The organism is Streptomyces sp. x-80, assembly GCF_046549095.1.
In the GTDB taxonomy this organism is placed as follows: domain Bacteria; phylum Actinomycetota; class Actinomycetes; order Streptomycetales; family Streptomycetaceae; genus Streptomyces; species Streptomyces celluloflavus.
Genome location: NZ_JAJPWM010000023.1, coordinates 137,286 through 155,149, shown reverse-complemented (window position 1 = coordinate 155,149; position 17,864 = coordinate 137,286). Strand labels below are relative to the sequence as shown.

General features: G+C 67.4%; 17 protein-coding genes and 2 pseudogenes. 11 read left to right on the top strand and 8 right to left on the bottom strand.

Annotated elements, in window-relative coordinates; all coding sequences use genetic code 11:
* Window positions 1-120 (top strand): annotated as a pseudogene (locus tag ACLJWH_RS35155) (IS5/IS1182 family transposase); the annotation flags it as partial.
* A gap of 5 nt (window positions 121-125) precedes the next feature.
* On the opposite strand, the pseudogene ACLJWH_RS35150 reads toward ACLJWH_RS35155, so the two are convergent.
* Window positions 126-839: pseudogene (locus ACLJWH_RS35150) on the bottom strand (site-specific integrase); the annotation flags it as partial.
* Window positions 836-1,531, bottom strand: a complete 696-nt coding sequence (locus tag ACLJWH_RS35145) for a helix-turn-helix domain-containing protein (protein ID WP_411145845.1) — start codon at window positions 1,529-1,531, stop codon at window positions 836-838. The gene ACLJWH_RS35145 and the pseudogene ACLJWH_RS35150, both read right to left, overlap by 4 nt.
* A gap of 95 nt (window positions 1,532-1,626) precedes the next feature.
* On the opposite strand from ACLJWH_RS35145, the gene ACLJWH_RS35140 reads away from it, so the two are divergent.
* The 10 genes from ACLJWH_RS35140 to ACLJWH_RS35095 all read left to right on the top strand — a co-directional run bounded on the left by ACLJWH_RS35140 (window position 1,627) and on the right by ACLJWH_RS35095 (window position 11,559).
* Window positions 1,627-1,857 (top strand): hypothetical protein, encoded by a 231-nt coding sequence (locus ACLJWH_RS35140; protein ID WP_411145844.1) that lies wholly within the window; start codon window positions 1,627-1,629, stop codon window positions 1,855-1,857.
* 431 nt (window positions 1,858-2,288) lie between these two features.
* A complete protein-coding gene (locus ACLJWH_RS35135; protein ID WP_411145843.1) occupies window positions 2,289-3,431 on the top strand; it encodes a DUF3631 domain-containing protein in 1,143 nt (380 codons plus the stop codon).
* A 277-nt stretch (window positions 3,432-3,708) separates the two neighbouring features.
* Window positions 3,709-4,518, top strand: a complete 810-nt coding sequence (locus ACLJWH_RS35130; RefSeq protein ID WP_411145842.1) for a DUF2637 domain-containing protein — start codon at window positions 3,709-3,711, stop codon at window positions 4,516-4,518.
* 160 nt (window positions 4,519-4,678) lie between these two features.
* Window positions 4,679-5,413: a MobC family plasmid mobilization relaxosome protein gene (locus ACLJWH_RS35125; protein ID WP_411145841.1), complete on the top strand. Its 735-nt coding sequence runs from the start codon at window positions 4,679-4,681 to the stop codon at window positions 5,411-5,413.
* On the top strand, window positions 5,410-7,125 hold the full coding sequence (locus ACLJWH_RS35120; protein WP_411145840.1) for a relaxase/mobilization nuclease domain-containing protein: 1,716 nt from the start codon (window positions 5,410-5,412) through the stop codon (window positions 7,123-7,125). The genes ACLJWH_RS35125 and ACLJWH_RS35120 overlap by 4 nt, the downstream gene beginning before the upstream one ends.
* A gap of 243 nt (window positions 7,126-7,368) precedes the next feature.
* On the top strand, window positions 7,369-7,686 hold the full coding sequence (locus tag ACLJWH_RS35115) for a WXG100 family type VII secretion target (RefSeq protein ID WP_411145839.1): 318 nt from the start codon (window positions 7,369-7,371) through the stop codon (window positions 7,684-7,686).
* Complete coding sequence (locus ACLJWH_RS35110) at window positions 7,686-9,023, top strand: hypothetical protein (protein ID WP_411145838.1); 1,338 nt, start codon at window positions 7,686-7,688, stop codon at window positions 9,021-9,023. Before ACLJWH_RS35115 ends, ACLJWH_RS35110 begins: the two co-directional genes overlap by 1 nt.
* Window positions 9,023-9,874, top strand: a complete 852-nt coding sequence (locus ACLJWH_RS35105; RefSeq protein WP_411145837.1) for a hypothetical protein — start codon at window positions 9,023-9,025, stop codon at window positions 9,872-9,874. The genes ACLJWH_RS35110 and ACLJWH_RS35105 overlap by 1 nt, the downstream gene beginning before the upstream one ends.
* Window positions 9,875-9,880: 6 nt before the next feature.
* A complete protein-coding gene (locus ACLJWH_RS35100) occupies window positions 9,881-10,411 on the top strand; it encodes an SMI1/KNR4 family protein (RefSeq protein WP_411145836.1) in 531 nt (176 codons plus the stop codon).
* A 290-nt stretch (window positions 10,412-10,701) separates the two neighbouring features.
* Window positions 10,702-11,559, top strand: a complete 858-nt coding sequence (locus tag ACLJWH_RS35095) for a hypothetical protein (protein ID WP_411145835.1) — start codon at window positions 10,702-10,704, stop codon at window positions 11,557-11,559.
* Between the two features lie 82 nt (window positions 11,560-11,641).
* Here the strand turns inward: ACLJWH_RS35095 and ACLJWH_RS35090 are convergent, their stop codons facing one another.
* Genes ACLJWH_RS35090 through ACLJWH_RS35065 form a run of 6 tightly spaced genes read right to left on the bottom strand, consistent with a single transcriptional unit; the run spans window position 11,642 to window position 17,828 of the window.
* On the bottom strand, window positions 11,642-12,637 hold the full coding sequence (locus tag ACLJWH_RS35090; RefSeq protein ID WP_411145834.1) for a hypothetical protein: 996 nt from the start codon (window positions 12,635-12,637) through the stop codon (window positions 11,642-11,644).
* Complete coding sequence (locus ACLJWH_RS35085) at window positions 12,631-13,653, bottom strand: glycosyltransferase (protein ID WP_411145833.1); 1,023 nt, start codon at window positions 13,651-13,653, stop codon at window positions 12,631-12,633. The genes ACLJWH_RS35090 and ACLJWH_RS35085 overlap by 7 nt, the downstream gene beginning before the upstream one ends.
* Entirely contained in the window at window positions 13,654-14,946 is a 1,293-nt protein-coding gene (serS, locus tag ACLJWH_RS35080) for a serine--tRNA ligase (protein WP_411145832.1), read from the bottom strand. It lies immediately after the preceding gene.
* Window positions 14,939-15,655 (bottom strand): histidine phosphatase family protein, encoded by a 717-nt coding sequence (locus ACLJWH_RS35075; protein WP_411145831.1) that lies wholly within the window; start codon window positions 15,653-15,655, stop codon window positions 14,939-14,941. The genes serS and ACLJWH_RS35075 overlap by 8 nt, the downstream gene beginning before the upstream one ends.
* Window positions 15,652-16,578 (bottom strand): aminoglycoside phosphotransferase family protein, encoded by a 927-nt coding sequence (locus tag ACLJWH_RS35070; protein WP_411145830.1) that lies wholly within the window; start codon window positions 16,576-16,578, stop codon window positions 15,652-15,654. The genes ACLJWH_RS35075 and ACLJWH_RS35070 overlap by 4 nt, the downstream gene beginning before the upstream one ends.
* Window positions 16,578-17,828 carry a methionine adenosyltransferase gene (locus tag ACLJWH_RS35065; RefSeq protein WP_411145829.1) on the bottom strand — a complete coding sequence of 417 codons (1,251 nt, stop codon included), beginning with the start codon at window positions 17,826-17,828 and terminating at the stop codon, window positions 16,578-16,580. Before ACLJWH_RS35065 ends, ACLJWH_RS35070 begins: the two co-directional genes overlap by 1 nt.
* Window positions 17,829-17,864: the final 36 nt, after the last annotated feature.

Below are 17,864 nucleotides of genomic sequence, written 5' to 3'. Positions count from 1 at the left end.
TGGATCCATGGCTTCCGCCGCCTTCGGATCCGCTGGGAGATCCGCGACGACATCCACGAAGCGTTCCTCAAACTGGCCTGCTGCGTCATCACCTACCGACGCGTCCAAGCATTCTGTTAGCTCCTCTTAATGTGCAGGCGTGTGGCGGGGCCGGTGACGCGGCGGAAGGGCGGCATCGCGTCGATCGCTGCCTTCATCGCCTTGCGGCGGGCGCGGTGGTCTCGGCCCTTCCACGGCACGGTCGCCAACTCGTCGTTCACAGCTCGCCGTTGGGCGTTCTGCTCCAGGATCTCGGCGTTCGCATCGGAAATGGCGGTGAACATCTCACTGAGGTGGCTCACGCGCAGCCGGTCGAGGCGGTGGTGGCCGATTCGCGGCTTGAGGTGGACGCGGATGTCGGTCTCGTACCGGCTCACGCCGGACTTGCGTATTCGCTTACCTGCGAGCCACTGGTCGAGCCATTCGCCGACCGTGAGCCGACCGATGAGATCCTGGCCGACCCTGAGCCGGCGCCTGGTCTCCTCGACCTCCGGCAACGGAGCCTTCTCGCTGCTGACTTGCGCCAGCATCGCGGCGATCAGCTCCATCCCCTCGGGGTCATTGGCCTCGGCGAGCCCCAGCAGGGCGCGGACATGATCGAGGTCGGCCTGAGCCGCCTTGAGGCTGCTGTACCCGCCTCGTGCGAAGGATCGCCGGCTGCCGTCTTCACGGGGTGGCAGCTCCTGCCGTACGGAGTACGTGCAGTGGTTCCTGCTGTTGCGCTTGGGGCAGGAGGTGCCGAGTTCCTTGCCGGTCTTCGGGTCGCGGCAGGAACAGCGGCGGTAGGTGGAGCCCTTCAAAGGTTGTTCTCCTCGGTGGTGTTGGTGTTGGTGTCGGCGTCGGGTGGGTCGACGTCGGCGAGCTCAGGTGGGAGGCGCGGTGGTGTACCGCCGTCTTCACGGATGAAAGCGCGAGCGTTCTGGAGCCGCTGCTTGGCACGGGCGGCGCGCTCGGCGTATTCCTCGTGGGCTTCCAGCGCCTCTTCGCGTTCGGTGGGGTTGGCCGCTTTCTCGGCTCTCCACCGTTCGTGCTTCTCGCCTTTGATGGCGACGAGGAGGGCCCGCTCGTGGCTGGCGTGCGCGCGAAAGTTCCGGAGCATCTCGTCCTCCATGACGAGGTCGTCCGGCTTGTCGCCGGTGAACCAGCGCATGGCGTCCCAGGTCCGTTCGGAGTACTGCAACGGGAGCCGCTGGACCTCCTCGACGTAGCCGAGCGGGTAGAGCAGGCAGATCGGGTACGTGTGTAGGGCTTTGGCCAGGACCATGACCTCGACGAGGGGGAGGGTGGCGCGGCGGCCGGACTCCATGTTGGCGATGACGTTGCGGGGGATCGGGTGGCCGAGCTCCTCGCAGGCGTCGGCCAGGTCCTGCGCGCTCATGCCCAGCTCCTTCCTGCGTCGTCGCACTTCGCGGGCCACGGTGGCCATCACCTGGTCCGCCCACTCCGGCACGTCGTCCGGGTCAGTTCCATCATTAAAACGGAGCTGTGTCATGAGGACACAGTAGCTCTGGTCACAGTAGATCTCACGCCTGGAGACGGATGTGATGGCCGCGTTCGCCGAGGGCTCAGTCATGGATGGAGCGCTGCATGCGTGAGAACGAGATCACTGGTACGTCGTACGGGATGACTCGGGAGGAGCTGTTGGCTCTGCCTGCTGCCGTTGACCTGGAGACCGGCAACCGGGCACTGGGGTTGGGGCGGAGCAAGGGCTATGCGCTGGCGAAGCAGGGGCGGTACCCGTGCAAGGTCCTGCGGCTGGGTAAGGCGTACCGGGTCGTGACGGCCGATCTGCTGGAGTTGCTGGGCCTGGCTGCATGACGGCGCGTGCCCATAGCAGGCGTGTCTGCGCTGAGCTGACACAGAAACGCTGGACTGTGTACCGGCGTGGACGTACTGTCCGTGGTCCCTCGCCCCAGCCAAGGAAGCGAGGAAGCCTCCGGCGGGCCAACGCCGGAGGCTCAGCACACTCCACTGCCCGCATTCCCACGAACGACCCGCGTGGCCTGGGCCTGCATGCCCGACGCCACCGGATAAGGAGCTGCCCTGTGCAACCTACGACACCCGATGCACATTCCGCACCCGCCAATTCCGCACCCGCCAAGGCCGTCTGGCCGAAGTCCGCGATCCCCGGTCAGCCGGGAGCCCACCTGCTCGACGAGCAGGCCACAGACGCGGACTCGCAGTCGGGACGCGTTGCGGCGGATCAGTCGTCCGCAACAAAGCCTGCGACGGCGAGGGGCAGGGCGCCCATGGGCCCTCTGCGGGAGGGCGAGCAGGTGCTCGGCGACCTTCGGGCGCAGATCAAGCGGTACGTGGCGATGCCGAGTGAGGAGGCCCTGACGGCGGTGACGCTGTGGGCCACGGCGACGCACCTGCAGCGTGCGTGGCAGCACGCACCGCGTCTGGCGATCGTCGCGCCGGAGAAGCGGTGCGGCAAGTCGCGCCTGCTGGACGTGATCACTGAGACCGTGCACAACCGCCTGATCACGGTCAACGCCAGCGCGGCGGCGATCTTCCGCTCGATCAAGGACGAGAACCCGCCCACGCTCCTTGTGGATGAGGCGGACACCATCTTCGGCACCCCGAAGATGGCGGAGAAGAACGAGGAGATGCGCGGCCTGCTCAACGCCGGGCACCAGCGCAATCGGCCCACTCTGCGTGTGTCCGGGCCCGAGCATGCGGTGCAGGAGTTCCCCACCTTCGCCATGGCCGCGCTCGCCGGCATCGGGGACCTGCCCGGCACGATCATGGACCGGTCCGTGGTCATCCGCATGCGCCGCCGCGTGGAGGGCGAGAAGGTGGCGCACTTCCGCACCCACCGCGACACCCCCGCCCTGCACGCGATACGCGTCCGCCTCCACGCCTGGCTGCAGCCGCTGTGCGCGCAGGCGATGGAGATGCAGCCGCCCATGCCGGTCGAGGACCGCGCGGCGGACACCTGGGAACCCCTGGTGATCATCGCCGACCTCGCCGGAGGCGACTGGCCCGCGCTCGCCCGCACCGCCTGCCGCACCATGACCGACTACGAGGCCGGGCAGGACGAGGAGGGTGGTCTGCGCACCCGCCTCCTGGTCGGCATCCGCCGGGCCTTCGCCGCCGAGAACGACCCGGTGGTACTGAGCACCAAGCGTCTGCTGGAGTCCCTCAACGCGGACAAGGAAGCGCCATGGGCCGAGTACGGCCCCAACGGCCTGACCCCGCGCGGCCTGCAGCTGCTGCTCAAGCCCTACGGCATCAGCTCCGCCAACCGGCGCTTCCCTGACGGCACCCAGGCCAAGGGCTTCGCCCGCAACCAGTTCCTCGACACCTGGGCCCGCTACTGCCCCCAACCGGCACCCGCGGCCGAGCCCGCCCAGCCGGTGACCGAACCGCCGTCCGGCACCGCCGCCTGACCCGACTCGACTCGTCGCACTCGTCCCCGCGCAGGTCAGCGCGGGGACGAGTGCCGGGCCCGCAACGAGTCGTCTCGACATCACCACACCACTCGTACCTGCTCTGACCAGGCACGCAACGAGTGGTACGAGTCACCGCACCGCACGGCGGCCACCCCCCTCGCCCGTGGCCGCCGCCCAACCCCACCTGGAGAACCTCCGCTTGACCACCCATTCCATCCCCCATCCACCACACGGCCAGTCACCGGATGACCGGCCCGGCGAAGGGCAGCCGGCGATGACCAAGCACGCTGCTGAGCAGTACGCGCTCATCGCGGCCGGCATCGTCATCGTGGTCCTCACCGCCGGTGCGTTCTGGCTCTCCTACGCGCACCTGGCCGAGGTCGCCGCCCAGCACGGGTTGGGAAGCTCACCGGTCCGCCGCTGGGCGTGGCCCGCGACCCTGGACGCGTTCATCGTTGCGGGCGAACTGCTCATGCTCCGCGCGGGGCTGCGTCGGGTCACCGACGGCTGGGCGATCGCTCTGACGGCGACCGGGTCGGTCGGCTCCATCGCGCTGAACGTGGCCGGGGTCGGCGGCACGGTCAACGCGAGTACCGTGCCGCTGCTCGACTATGTGGTCGCCGCGGTTCCACCGACCGCCGCGCTACTGGCCTTCGGCGTACTGATGCGGCAGATCCACCAGCTCGTCGACCGGACCGCCGACCGGCCGGAACCCATCTCCGGCCAGCGGACGGAGGGTGCCGTTCAGAAACTGAACGCTCCCAGCCAGGAGCTGGAACCCGTAGCCGCTTCCACCGGCCTCAGCGATGCACTGCCCGTCGCAACTGCCCAGCCGACGGAACCATCGGCCCAGGTTTCGGAGGCCAAGCCGCGCGGCGGTCGGCCGGCGAAAGCCACGATTGAGGAGCTTGCGGAGATCGGCCGGATCGCTGCCTACGAGCACCGCAAGCTCACCCGGGACCTTCTCCGCGAGGCCGTGGAGGACAAAGGGCTGACGATCGGCAGCGAACGGCTGACGAAGGTGATGAAGATCCTCCGGCCGGAACTCGAAGCCGACGGGATCGCCGTCTCCACCAGCGGCTGACCGCCCGCACCGGGTGACCGGAACCCTTTCCGGTCACCCGGCCACCGCCCCGCTCGACATCTCGCCTATCCACACCTGTGGGCTGGGCGATGCCCGCATCGCCCAGCCCACAGGCCCCGCCCATCCGTCCGTCCATCCAGCCTTCTCCGGAGCACCGCCCATGACGTACGACCCGCACCACCCCGAGGACACCTCCGACGAGCCGTTGCCGCTGACGAAGTCCCCTACGCTGATGGACCGTCTGCGGCGTGCCTTCGGACGGGGTGCCCCTGGCGGAGCCAGTAGTACCCCGAGTCCGACTCAAGGCCGGTCTTCGGGGATCTCCGCCCCGGGGGTGGCGGAGACGGCCCAGCGCCAGGGGGCGCCAGGCCAGGAGGTCGGAGCCGAAGGCGGCCCCGACCCGGACAAGCTCCACGCCGCCCAGCGTGAGATCCTCCGCCCCGTACCCGCCGACGCGCCCGATGCCGGCGAGCCTGCCGTGCAGAGCGTCCAGCCCACGATCCGCCGCTTCACCGGCACCAAGCGCACCATCCGCGTCGGCCCCCTGCGCTTCACCGGCGACGAGCACGCCCAGCTCCAGGACGCCGCCGACGAGCACGGCTACAAAGGCGAATCCGGCTTCGCCGCCGACATCGTCCTCGCCTTCATAGCTGGTCGGTTCACCGCCAACCTCCCCCTGTCCGAAGACCGACGCCGCACGCACATCTTCCGCGCCCAGGTCCTGCGTCAGCTCAACCGCATCGGCGTCAACGTCAACCAGATCGCCCGCGCCCTCAACAGCGACCTCACCCCACCCGACATACGCCAGCGCCTCGACGAACTCCACGACCTACTCGATCTGATCGCCCAGGCCCTGCGCCAGCCCGCCGACCCGACGGAGGACCTCGCCGCATGATCGCCGCCATCAAGGTGCCCGGCGCCAACACCCGCGGTCTGCTCGCCTACCTCTACGGCCGGGGCACCCACGACGAACACTTCGACCCGCACATCGTCGCCGGCTTCGCCATGCTCGGCATGCCCGACCCCGGCCGCGACGAGATGGCCACCCTGACCGAACTCGCCCGTCACCTCGACGAGCCTGTCCGTCTGCGCAACAGCGAGTTCGGCAAGCCCGTCACCGACCACGTCTGGCACTGCCCCGTCCGCGCAGCACCCGAGGACCGCTACCTCTCCGATACCGAATGGGGCGAGATCGCCCAGCGCATCGTCCAGGCCGCCGGCATCGCTCCTGCCGGTGACGACTTGGCCTGCCGGTGGATCGCCGTTCGCCACGCCGACGACCACATCCACATCCTCGCCACCACCGTCCGCGAAGACGGCCGCCGCCCCAAGCTCCACGACAGCGGCATCCGCGTCGGCGACGCATGCCGCAAGATCGAGAAGGACTACGGGCTACGGCAGTTGAAGAAGGGCGATCGGGCCGGCACCCGTCGGCCCACCCAGGCCGAGATGCACAAGGCCGAACGCCTCGGCTGGGAGCAGCCCGCCCAGGAATGGCTCGAAGAACGCATCCGCGCGGCCATCCCGCACGCCACCAGCGCCGAGGAGCTCCTCGCCTACCTCGAAGCCGACGGCGTCCTACTCAAGGTCAAGTACGGCCCGTCCGGCGACCCCCTCGGCTACGCCGCAGGCCGCCCCGGCGACCTCAACGGCAAACGGGAACAGATCTTCCACCCCGGCGGCAGGATCGCCCCCGACCTCACCCTGCCCAAACTCAAGGCCCGCTTGGAGACCAGCACGCCGGAAGAGCACCCGACCGCTCGCCGCAACCAGCCCACCACCCCCTGGCACCAGGCCACCGACGCCCTCGACACCCTCCACACCGACCTCACCGATGACGTCCGAGCCCAGGCGCACATCACCGCCCTCGGCGAACTGATCGAAGCCACCGCCCAAAAAGCACCTGCCGACCTGCGCCCCGAAATCCGGGCCGCCGCCAAGGCTTTCGCCCGCGCCCAACGTTCCCAGGTCCAGGCGGAAGACCGAGCCGCCCACGCCCTGCGGACCGCGGCCCGCGACATCGCCAACACCGCCACCGGCCCCGACGGCAGCGCCCTCGCCGCCCTAGTCGCAGCACTCGTCTGGGCCGCGATCATCGCCGGACGCTGGCACGAGGCCAAGGGCCACGCCCACCAAGCCGACGCCGCCCACCAAGCCCTCCAACACCTCCAGACCGCCGCCGACCACGCCCTCGTCCCGGTGCTCGCCGAACTCGAACCCCGCCCGCCCAGGGAACAGGCCCAGCGCGTACTCGCCAGCGACATACGAGCCGTCGTCCCTGACCACGCCGACCGCATCCTCACCGACCCCGCCTGGCCGGCCCTGGCCACCGTCCTCGCCGACGCCGAAGCCCGCGGCCACCAACCCCACCAACTCCTCAAGGAAGCAGCCGCCCAACGTGAACTGACCACCGCCCGCCAACCCGCCCGCGTCCTGATCACCCGCATCCAACACACCAGCCGAAACCCCGCACCCAACCGCCGCGCCGAAGCCGCCCGCAGCCGCTCAACCATGACGCCCTCGGTTCCCGCGCAGCAGGCCGAAAACCTGCAGCCCCGAGCAGGAATCACGGCACCGGCCGAGCAGCAGCATCGCCAGCGCCGCTAGCTGCCGAACGCACACCTGGTCGTTTCAGGCCATCGGCGAATCGGCCCCCTACCAGCATCCGGCTGGTAGGGGGCCGCAGTCTTGCCCTGGGCCCACCAGCCGGACAGCGCTGCATCGTGGCTGAAATGCGCTCTGACCAGGTCGATTGTCAGTGCCGTATGTCAGGGTCGCTATGTGTGAGCCGGAAGTGCTGTCAGTGGCTCGCGCTGGGTTACGAGAACAGGGCCGAGGGGGAGGCACGGCATGGCTGGCGACGGCTTTGACGTAGACACAGACCAACTCAAGTCCGCCGCTCCGATGTTCCACCGGGAGTCTGTCGCCCTGGAACGGGCGACGGCGAAGCTTCGGCATGCGCTGGACGGGCTGGGGGAGCCGTGGGGCGGTGACGAGCAGGGCAAGAAGTTCGAGCATGTCTACGCCCCGCACCGGGCGCAGATCGAGAAGGCGTCCGCAGTTTTGATCAAGGGCCTGTCCAGCATCACCAAGGCTATGAATGACATGGCGGCCAACCACGAGGAGGCGGACCGGTCGGCCAAGTCCGGGCTTGAGGGCGGTAAGTGATGGGTGCTGCCGACAAGGCCAAGGAGATCGTCCAGGATCTCACGGGCATGTGGTGGCCGGAGGGTGACGAGGACGAACTCCGGGAGGCCGCCCGCGCTTGGCGCACCTTCGCCGACGATGTCGAGGACTGCACGGCGGCCTGCCACAAGAAGGCCCAGGACGTCATCGACAACAACAAGGGCGCCGGCATCGAGGCGTTCGGCGCGTTCTGGGGGAAGTACCACGGCGGCGGCAAGGGCTACCTCGATGATGTCGCCGCCGCTGCACGGGACATGGCCAAGGCGCTGGACAAGTTCGCCGACCAGATCGCCGAGGCGAAGAAGAAGATCGAGCACGAGCTGGAGATCGCCGGCGCGGTACTGGTCGCCGGTACCGCCCTGGCCATTTTCACCGGCGGCATCAGCGAGCTCGCCGCCGGCGGAGCCGCCGAGGCGATCGTCGCCGCAGCCAGCACAGCAGGCGTCGCCGTTTCCGCCACCGTCGCCGAGATCGCCGGTACCGTCCTGGCCACTGCCGCCATCGGCGGAATCGAAGCCATCACCGTCGACGTTGTCGTCGCCCAGGGCGGTCGGAACCTTCTCGGGGAACAGCACGGCATCAACGCCGCCGAAATCAAGGACGCGGGCGTGGCCGGCATGCTCATGGGCGGCGCTTTCGGTGGAGCCGCCCGCGGTGTCAAGGCCGTGGCGGACGCCGGCGGTGTCAAAAACGTCCTGGGCAGCATGAAGCTGGACGGCTTGGACCGACTCAACATCTCACTCCCCAACCTCCAAATGCAGTTGCCCAACCTGGCCGGCCCGCGCCTGGCACTGGCCGGCGAAGGACCTGTAGGCCCGGTCGGGCCGACCGGACGCCCCTTGATGCGCAATGCTCAAGGCGGCGGCGGGGGAGGCCGCGCGACATGGCCAGCTTCCGACACCATCCCGGGCCCGGCGAGAGGCAAGACCCTTCGCGCACCTCATCCCAGGCACACCATGGGAGGCGTGAAGAACGGAGAGGTCAAGGCAGAAAACAGCCTCATCCTGCCGGACTACAAGCCCGCCGTGAATAAGGACATCGCCGAGATCGCCTCGGGGAACGCAAAATGGGACCATGTGTCCCAGCGGTACGAGATTAACGGCCGGACTTATGGCGTAGAGGACACTGGCACCGTGTTCCCTGATTCTGGCCCTGGCATCGTCAACCTCGACCGTATCGAATACGATGCACTGAAGCAGATTACACGCGTGGACGGCGACGTCAGTAAGCTTGAGAAGCTGTTCAGTAATGCGCCGAAGTTCAAAAATAACCCGCAAGCCGTAGAAAAGGCTCTGGAACTGTACAGGACCTACCACTGATGATGTATAACCTGATCACCACTGGACAGGAAGCCCCGGCACGGCTTGCGGCGATCCTTTCTGGCGTGTTCGACGTCCCTGCTGGGGATGTAGACGTGTCCGAGGAATCCGACTTCGATTCGCGAAACTGGGACGCCGAAGTCACCTGCGAGTACTCAGTAGTTCGCGGCGATCTAAACTGGTCGATGAGCATCTATGCGACGGACGCAGTGCAGTCGCCTCCCTCGGAGGAGACCCTTGCGCTGAAGGTTGCGCGGTCGCTTGGCGCGGCCGTCCTCTTTCCAGGGGCTGAGACCGTCCCCAGCATCTGGCGGGTTGCCACACCGCAGGGCGCGCTTACGCATGCACGCGTAACTGAGCCTGAAAGCGAGTCGGAAAGGCTGACAGTTGACGCTGTCGAGGAATCCATCCCAGATTTTCCTCGCGCGGCTGTCACCAAGTTTCCCGAGATCATCAAGGAACTGCAGCTACCTAGCGAGGTTACTGATTCGCACCTGCCCGAGGGGATCTCGGAAGATTTGCGGGAAGTGCGCGGTCTACTCGTGAATTGGGAACGACTCACGGTCCGCATGGCAGCAAACTGGCCCCCATCGGCATGGTACCCAGCCTCGATTTACGTGGAGGATCTTGAACTGCGCGACCAGATGGCCGATGTGATCGAACAGTTGTCAGAGGGTCAACGGCAGTCTGCCAGGGAAGCTCTTGAACAGATTGATCAGGCGTACCGCGAGCTCACCGTCGAAGATGGCGGGGTAAATCTTGCCAAGGCTGCGGATGTGCCGATGGCTGATCGTGCATGGTACTGGTACCGGCGTCCGGTGAACCCCCCGTGGAATTGCCCAGGAAATTAGGCGTTCGTGACTGATCTCGAACTCTTGGCGTCGTTTCCCGCAACGGGTGAAGCGGGCCCGGTTCTGACTGACTGGGAGGCGGCGGAGGAGGCCCTTAACGCTACTTTCCCTCCCGCGTTCAAGAGGTTTATCGAAGCGTTTGGCGGCGCGAAGTTCGACGAATTTCTGCGTGTGTATCGGGCAGGTGCCGAGAACGAATACACCGACCTGGTGGCGAACACGATCACGGCGCGGCACACCATGGAGGTGACGCGGGACGCGATCCGGGAACTGCTGGCAGAGCGCGGGGTGAAGCCCTCACAGCTGATCTGCTGGGGCGGCACGGACAACGCGGACATGTGCTTTCTGATCCCGCACGAGGACTCGGAGCAGTGGGCGGTCCTCACCGTCGTCGGCCGCGGCCGGGAGTACGACCTGTACGAAGGCCCGGTGGAGAGCTATCTGCTGCGGATCCTGCGGGGCGACATCGTGAGCGAGGTCTTCCCGGACGACTTCCCCGACGAGGAACCCAGTTACGAGCGCAACCCGTGGATCTAGCGGTTACGGCGACGCGCCTCCGATCCGGCATATGGCCGGATCGGAGGCGCCCTGGTCTTCGCCGCAACCCGCGACGAGCGCAACCGCATGCCACAGCGCCGAATGGCGTCCGAATCGTCCTCCTCGGACGGCCAGGCGGCACGTGAGTGGCAACCGCCTCATGGCCTGATCTCGCTGAGGCGCCCAGCCAGGGCCAGCCATGACGCTTGGTATCCCGGGCTGCCCCGGCGGAGCAGCGGACCGCCGGCCCCAATTCCTTGGTAGTTTCCGTCCGTCGCCAAGGAGGTCCAGTGTCGTCTTCCCTGTCTGCCAACGTCCCAGTGGATCTGCGTGTTGAGCCGGTTGATGACGTGCTCGACGAGGTCGAGCGTGTTCTTCAAACGCAGTTGGACAGAGGGACGCTGGTGCGCAAACGGCGGTCGTTGGGGGCGCGTACAGATCGCGGCACATGGGTGCGGGTTGAGCGGCGTCGCTTCGACAAGATCGGTAGCCAAGGCTGGAACGGCACCGAATGCGCCGCTCTCCTGGAGGGAGTGGCCAAGCCGCAGTGGCACCGAGGTGCTGCGTGGAGGCAGCCTGGGGACGCCGTGATGTGGCGGGCCGATGAGACAGACCTCCTTCCCGGTGCGCCCATCGGCAGTAGTGTCCTGGCCGCCGAACCCGCGCTGTCGGAGGAGTGGTGGCAGGCGTTCAACAGGTCGCTGGATGCCCTGGCCCAGCAGCACACGAGGCGTGTCGCCACTCCCGACACAGCGGTGATCACGCAGGGCGGCTTCGCAGAGGCGATCCACCGATTTCTCCCGGGTGGTGTCGACACGACGGTGAACCGCTGGCTGCCGGCACACGCGGATCTCAACTGGGCGAACATGACCGGGCCGGAGTTCTGCCTGTTCGACTGGGAGGACTGGGGCATGGCCCCTCAAGGGCTGGATGCCGCGTCGCTGTGGGGCAACTCCCTCGCCGTCCCGGCTTTGGCTGAGCGCGTCTGCGACGAGCGGCGCCACGATCTGGAGAGCCGGGACGGCAAACTGATGACCCTGTTCGTCTGCGCGAAGATCCTGGCCCCGGACGCCCATCCCGAGGACCCTCGGCTCGAACCCGCACGCCGCATGGCCGCGCAGGTCGCGGAGGACCTTCAGAGAGGCTGACGAGCTCCCCGTTCGCGGAGGAGCTGCCGTCGGCCGTGATCGGCCACGACGGCAGCCGCAACAAGCGACCGGATGCCGGTGCCTACAGACGAGCCTCGTCCTCGATAGCGCGAGCGACCTCTGGCCACGGAGCGGGCAGGGTGCCGAACAACGACCAGTAGGCGTACGCGTGTCGGACCAGGGCGCTGACCCCGAGGCGCACAGCGTCCGGGTCTATGGAGCCTATGACCCGCCTTGTGATTCCTCCTGCCCCTCTGGCCGCCGGAGCGATCCCGTGGCCGAGGAGGAGCGTGGCGGTGCGGACGGCATCCAGCGTCGCCGGCGGCGCCTTCTGAGCGAAGCGCCCGTAGATCAGGTCGGGCCAGTGCTGCTGGGTGCGGGCCCAGGCCAGGCGTTCCAGCCCGGTTCCAAGGTCTACCGCCAGACGGTCTGGGCGGTCGGTGTTCCAGAGGAGGACGATGTCGCCGAGAGTCAGTTCCAGATGGCGAAAACGGAGCGTGATGCCTTCGACCTGTCGTCGGCGCCACGGGCTGAGAGTGCCGTAGATGTCCAGGTGCCGTGTATGGAAGCCAAGTTGAGAAAGGACGGTCAGCCAGCCGTCGAGGAGGGCCCCGTACTCATCCAGGTGTTCTATGGGCTGGACTCGGGAGATGTTGACGAAGGAGGTCAGGTATCCGTCCTTCAAGAGGCCGCTGACGTCGCGCTCACCGGTGAAGCGGACGACCGGCTGAGGGAGGTAGCCGCTCCTATATGTGCCGGGTTTGCCGTCCTTGAGCAGCGGGTCGAGGGCCTGGACTGCGGAGATGGTCAGTTCGGTCTCTCTGCCGCAACGGAGCGGGAGGCAGGAATCGCGTCGGGTGCCAGTGTCCGCGAAGCCGGTTTCCAGCTTGTCCAGTAGCTCCTGCCATGTGGATGGCCGGCGGGGTGGCTTGTACGGGCTGCCTCTGCGTGGGTGCCGGATTTCGATGAGTGGGCCGTTGGCGGTGAACTCCCAATGGCGGCCTAACGCTGTGCGGAGTACAGCAGGTATTCGGGAGGCCAGCGCATCGCCGGTCCGGCTGCTGGTTAAGCTCAGCACGGCCGGGACGCCATGGCGTTGAAGTGCCGGGCGGGGTCGAAGCGGTGCTGACCTATCTCCTGGACCTGCCGGTGGTCCAGGACCTCGGCCTGCTGGATTGCGTTGGCCAATCGAAGGGCCGCGACCTCGTCGTCCTCGTCGGGACACGCCACTGCGATCGCACCTGTCCGGTCGCAGAGGGCTGCCTGGGCGCAGGTCCCCTCGCGCCAGGTGAGGGCGGCCATGGGCGTACCGGCGCGGAGGGACTCACCGAACACCGCGGCTCCGGCTTCCACATAGGTTCGGGCGTAGGTGTAGATGAAGGCTGATGCGTCGCGGATGGCGACGGTCTTGGCCGGACCGCCCAGTTCGCCGACCCATTCGACGTGGTCCGCGCGGAACAGTCGGTCGTGGCTGCGTACGTAGTCATCGTCGAAGACCGGGCCGACGATCCGTATACGGCGGCCGAGGATCTGGGCGGCACGCACGGCTAGGTGCGGGGCCTTCTCGGCGTCGATTCGGCCGAGCCACACGAGGTCCTCTCCGTCGGCGGAGGGCGGTTCCTCTTCGTTGAGGCCGAGATGGACGGCCAGTTCAGGGATCGGCTGGTGGCTTGCGTATCGCTCGATCATTTCGGGCGAGTAGCAGTAGAGCCGGGAGCGCTTACCGTCAAAAGCTGTGTCCGCGTGCTGGAAAACGGGCGAGTGCTGGAAAGTGGCGACGTCGCAGTCGAGCTTGTCCCAGGTGCGGGTCCAGGCAGGCAGTGAGGGGTATTCGTGCCCGACAACGAGGAGGTCGTATCCGGTACTGCGGAGCTCCTGCTCGGCGAGCGAACCGGGGCTGACGTCCTCCAGACGAACCGGCTTACGGACCCAGTCGTGTTCCAGGTCCGTGAGCCAGCCCGGCCCGAGGAGGTGTACGTCGGCGCCTGCGGCTCGGGCGCCTACGGCGACCGCCCACAGCCATCGTTCGATCCCGCCGTATCCGGCAGGTGGAAAGGCGTAGCTTCCAGGGAAGTCGCAGACGCCGACGAGCACTTATGCCTCCGGTGTTCCGTCCGCCGTGATCCGGCGGAAGCTGAGGTACGGGAAGAGCGATTCGGGAAGGACGATCGAGCCGTCCTGCTGCTGGCACTGTTCGAGGAGCGCGGCCAGGGTGCGGCCGATGGGGAGGCCGGAGCCGTTGAGGGTGGCGACGAGCTTGGGCTTGCCGTCTCCGCCACGGGTGCGGATGTTCGCGCGGCGGGCCTGGAAGGTGCCGAAGTTCGAGACCGAGGAGATCTCGCGGTAGGTGTTCTGACTCGGGATCCAGACTTCGAGGTCGTAGGTGAGCTGAGCGGAGAAGCCGGTGTCGCCGGCGGCCAGCTTGACGACGCGGTACGCCAGGCCCAGCTCCTTCAGGCACGCCTCGGCGTGGCCGACCATGTTCTCCAGCTCGGCGTCCGCGGTCTCCGGGTCAACGATCCTGACGATCTCGACCTTGGAGAACTGGTGCTGGCGGATCAGCCCCCGGGTGTCCCGCCCGTACGAGCCGGCCTCGGAGCGGAAGCACGGGGTGTGTGCGGTGAGGGCCAGAGGCAGGTCAGCCGGCGGGATGATTTCGTCGGCGTAGAGGTTGGTGAGCGGTACCTCGGCCGTCGGGATCAGGAACAGGTCACGGTCAGCGACGCCGGTCTTGAACAAGTCCTCCTCGAACTTGGGCAGTTGTCCGGTTCCGGTCATCGTCTTACGGGTGACCAGGTAGGGCACAGCGTGCTCGACGTACCCATGGCGACGGGTCTGGATGTCGAGAAAGAGGGTGGCGAGGGCGCGCTCCAGGGCGGCGCCGGCACCACGAGTGACGGCGAAGCGGGGCCCCGACAGCTTCGTGGCGCGGGCGAAGTCGAGGATGCCGATGGCCTCGCCAAGGTCGACGTGGTCCTTCGGCGAGAAGGGGAAGGCCGGCGGGGTGCCGACGCGCCGGATCTCGACCGCGAACTCCTCGGAGTCGCCGTCCGGGGCTGTGTCATCGGGGAGATTGGGGATGGTCAGCAGCAGCTCACGGAGCTCCTCCTGGACCTGCTCCTGCGCGGCCTCGATGTCTCGGATCTGGTCCTTCAGCTCACGGGCGCGCTCCTTGAGCTTGGAGATGTCGCCGCCCTGCTTCGCCGTCTGCTGGACCTCGCTCGCCACGCGCTTGGACTCAGCCCGCAGCTCGTCGGCCGAGCGGATGTTCTGGTTGCGCCGAGACTGCAGGTCTTCCAGCCGGTGCAGGTCCAGGGGGTAACCGCGACGAGCGAGCCGACGAACCGCTTCGGCACCCATGTCAATCAGGGCGCGGGCATCATGCATGAGGAAGATCCTTTTTATCCAGCGGGTGGGTTGGAGGTACCGAATCGACGGTAGCAACCGCCAACCCCTCGCTGATTCGCAATTTCGGTGCGTCACCGCAGCCGGTGATCTCGCGGCAGCTGCCCGATTCAAGATCGTCCAAGAGTGATGTGACCAGGACGGGCAGCTCGTCATCGGGAATGGCGACCGGCTCGATGTACGGGGCTTCTGAGAAGAACAGCGGCATGGTGTCGCTGGTGGTGCGGTCTCGGTACCAGCGGAGGACGGATACGAGCAGTCCATGGCTGACAAGGACGCGAGGGCCACGGTGTTCCAGGGCGGCGAGCACGCCCGTGAGCATCCTGTGGATGCCCTCCCGCTGGGACTCGCCGGCGCCGGGCGGTCGCAGGCCGGGACCGTGGGCGTCGAGCCAAGCGGCGTATTGGAGGAAGGGGCAGCCCTCGAATCCTCCGTAGTCGAGTTCGTTCAGCCGGGCGTCCACCACGAGCTTGGCGGACGGCACACCCATCAGCAGCGAGGTGGTCTGGCGGGCCCGTGGAAATTCGCTGGTCAGCCAAGTGGCGACGGAATGAAGGGGGAGGCTGCGCCACGCGCGGCCCAGTGATCGCCGACCTTCCTCATTGAGAGGTATGTCCTTGGTCGGGTCGCCGTTGACCAGGTACCGCATGCTGTAGTCCGTCTGGCCGTGGCGGAGGACGTACGTGGTCATGATCCGCTCCGTGAAGTCGATGCCAAGAGGTTGGTGAGCACCTCTGTGATCCGGGGCACTCGGGGGTCGCCGGTTTCTGTGTAGAAGAGAAGGCCGTCGACGGCCAGCAGACGGCACCACGGGGCCAGCTCCGGGACAGGGATCCGGGAAACGCGTGAGGCTGTGGCCAGCCGTTCGGCGGTGCCACGTCCGAGGTCGTAGTAGACGGTCCAGAAGGCCCAGTCGAACGCCGGGTCGCCCACCATGGGAAGCGGATCGATCAGTCGAGGGTGCCCTCGCCAGTCGAAGAGCACGTTTTCCCGGTACAGGTCAGCGTGCAGGACCGTCGCTCTGCCGGGGTCTTCCTTCAGGGCGTCGAAGGCGGAGAGCTCGACTTCGATGAGAGTCCGCAAGCCTCCAAGGCTCAGCCCCCGCGCTCGCCGGTCGATCCGGGGCCGGACTTCGAGCATGAGGTGCTCAGCGAGGCGTGGAAGACAGTCCGTTCGGGGTCTGCGCTGCCCAGAGGTGTGCAGCCCGCGGAGGGCCGCCGCCACCACCTGCAGCTCGTGGGCTGGCCGATCCGCCCCGCCGGCCCGTCTCCCGACGAGTTCCAGCGCGGCGACCGCCAGATCGTCCGCGGCCTCCACGACGTCTGCGGTCGGTCCGCCGGCCCACAGCCGCAACGTGTCGACCTCATGGCGGTAGCGGGAGGGATCCGTCCACGCCTTGAGCAACAGCGGACGCCCGTCGAGACCTGTCGCCGTCGCGATCACCGAGGCGTGTCCGGCGTCGTGATAGTCCCCGAGCGAGAGCTTCCAGCGTTCCGCTGCCTGCTCCAGCAGTTTCGGGGCGTCATCCAGCCACGGCTGGGCGTCAGGCCCATAGTGGGTGAGTAATCGCTGTCGGCACCCTGTGGGGATCTCTCCGAGCGTCCGCTTGGCCATCAGCTCAGCACGATCCCGTCGGAGACCAACTCGTCGGTCAGCACCGGGAACTCGCCCAGCGTCTCCGTGACCAGGGCCTGCACCTTGTCGATCTCGGCGTCTGCGGACGAGAGGCGGACCAGGATGCGCCACGGCTGATCGAGGCGCTGGCCGGTGGTGCTGACCATGTGCACTTCCGCATGCCCGTTGGTGGTCTCGTGCAGGCGGTGGGCCAGGCGCTGAGCGGCGATGTTGTAGAGCTTGCCCACGTGGTAGACGGGGTTCTTGCCGCTGGCTCCCTCCAGGTTCATCGGTCGCAGTGGCGTGATCAGCCCGTTGACCCGGTTGCCGCGGCCGACGACGCCCTCGTCTCCCGACTCGATCGAGCTTCCGGTGTAAGTCAGGTACAGCTCGTCCTTTTCGGGCACATCGCGAGCGTTGAGCCGGAAACGCGCCTGCGCCCCGGGCAGCCGGAGGCCGGCCAGCCGATGGCACTCGGCCAGGATGGCCTCCGTGTTGCGGAGGTACTCGGTCCGGCTGGCGACATGGCGCGATTTCTGCGGGACGCACAGGACGACGTCGGCCTGGTCTCCATCCCAGTAACCCATGAGCTTGACGTCCGCCCCGCACCAGGCGTGGGCGAGGGTGAACTCGCTCTCGCCAGAGAAGTGGTTCACCATCTCGCGGACGAAAGCCTCGAAGGGGTTCTCCGGAGCCCAGCCGGTTCCGAGTGAGGTGTCGTTCGAGAGCCGTACTCGCCGCTCCCGGAGGTCGTCGATGGAGCGCGGATTGAACCAGCGTGTCCGGTCCGGCACACCGTCGTCCGTGAGGACCGCACCGGGGCTGGAGTTGCTGGTGATGTTGAACGCGATGTCGAGGTGGTCCGATACCTCGGGGAGCCGCTCGGCGAAGAACGCCCTGACCTCGGCTTCGACGATCTCCTCGACCGGGATCTTTTCGCCTCCGCACATGGGTGCGGCTCGCCCGTTGACCAGGACGCGGACCGGGGCCGTCATCCTGCCGGCGCCGTACCGGACTTCGCTGGCCCCGCCGAGGAGGGCGAGCTTGTCGAAGTTGTGGTGCAGTACGGCGCCGAAGCGCGCGACGGTGTGGTGGCTGTAGGCACGGGACAGGCGCTCGGCGAGGTGATCGGCCAATGTATCCGGGTGGCCGAGGCCCTTCCGTTCGACGAGAGTCGTCGAGTCCGGCTTCGCCATGCCGGTGTCGATGACAAGGTGGGTGTTGTCGGTGATCGTGGTCGTACGAGGCATCACGAACTCCCGTTCATGGACCGAATAGGGATGAGC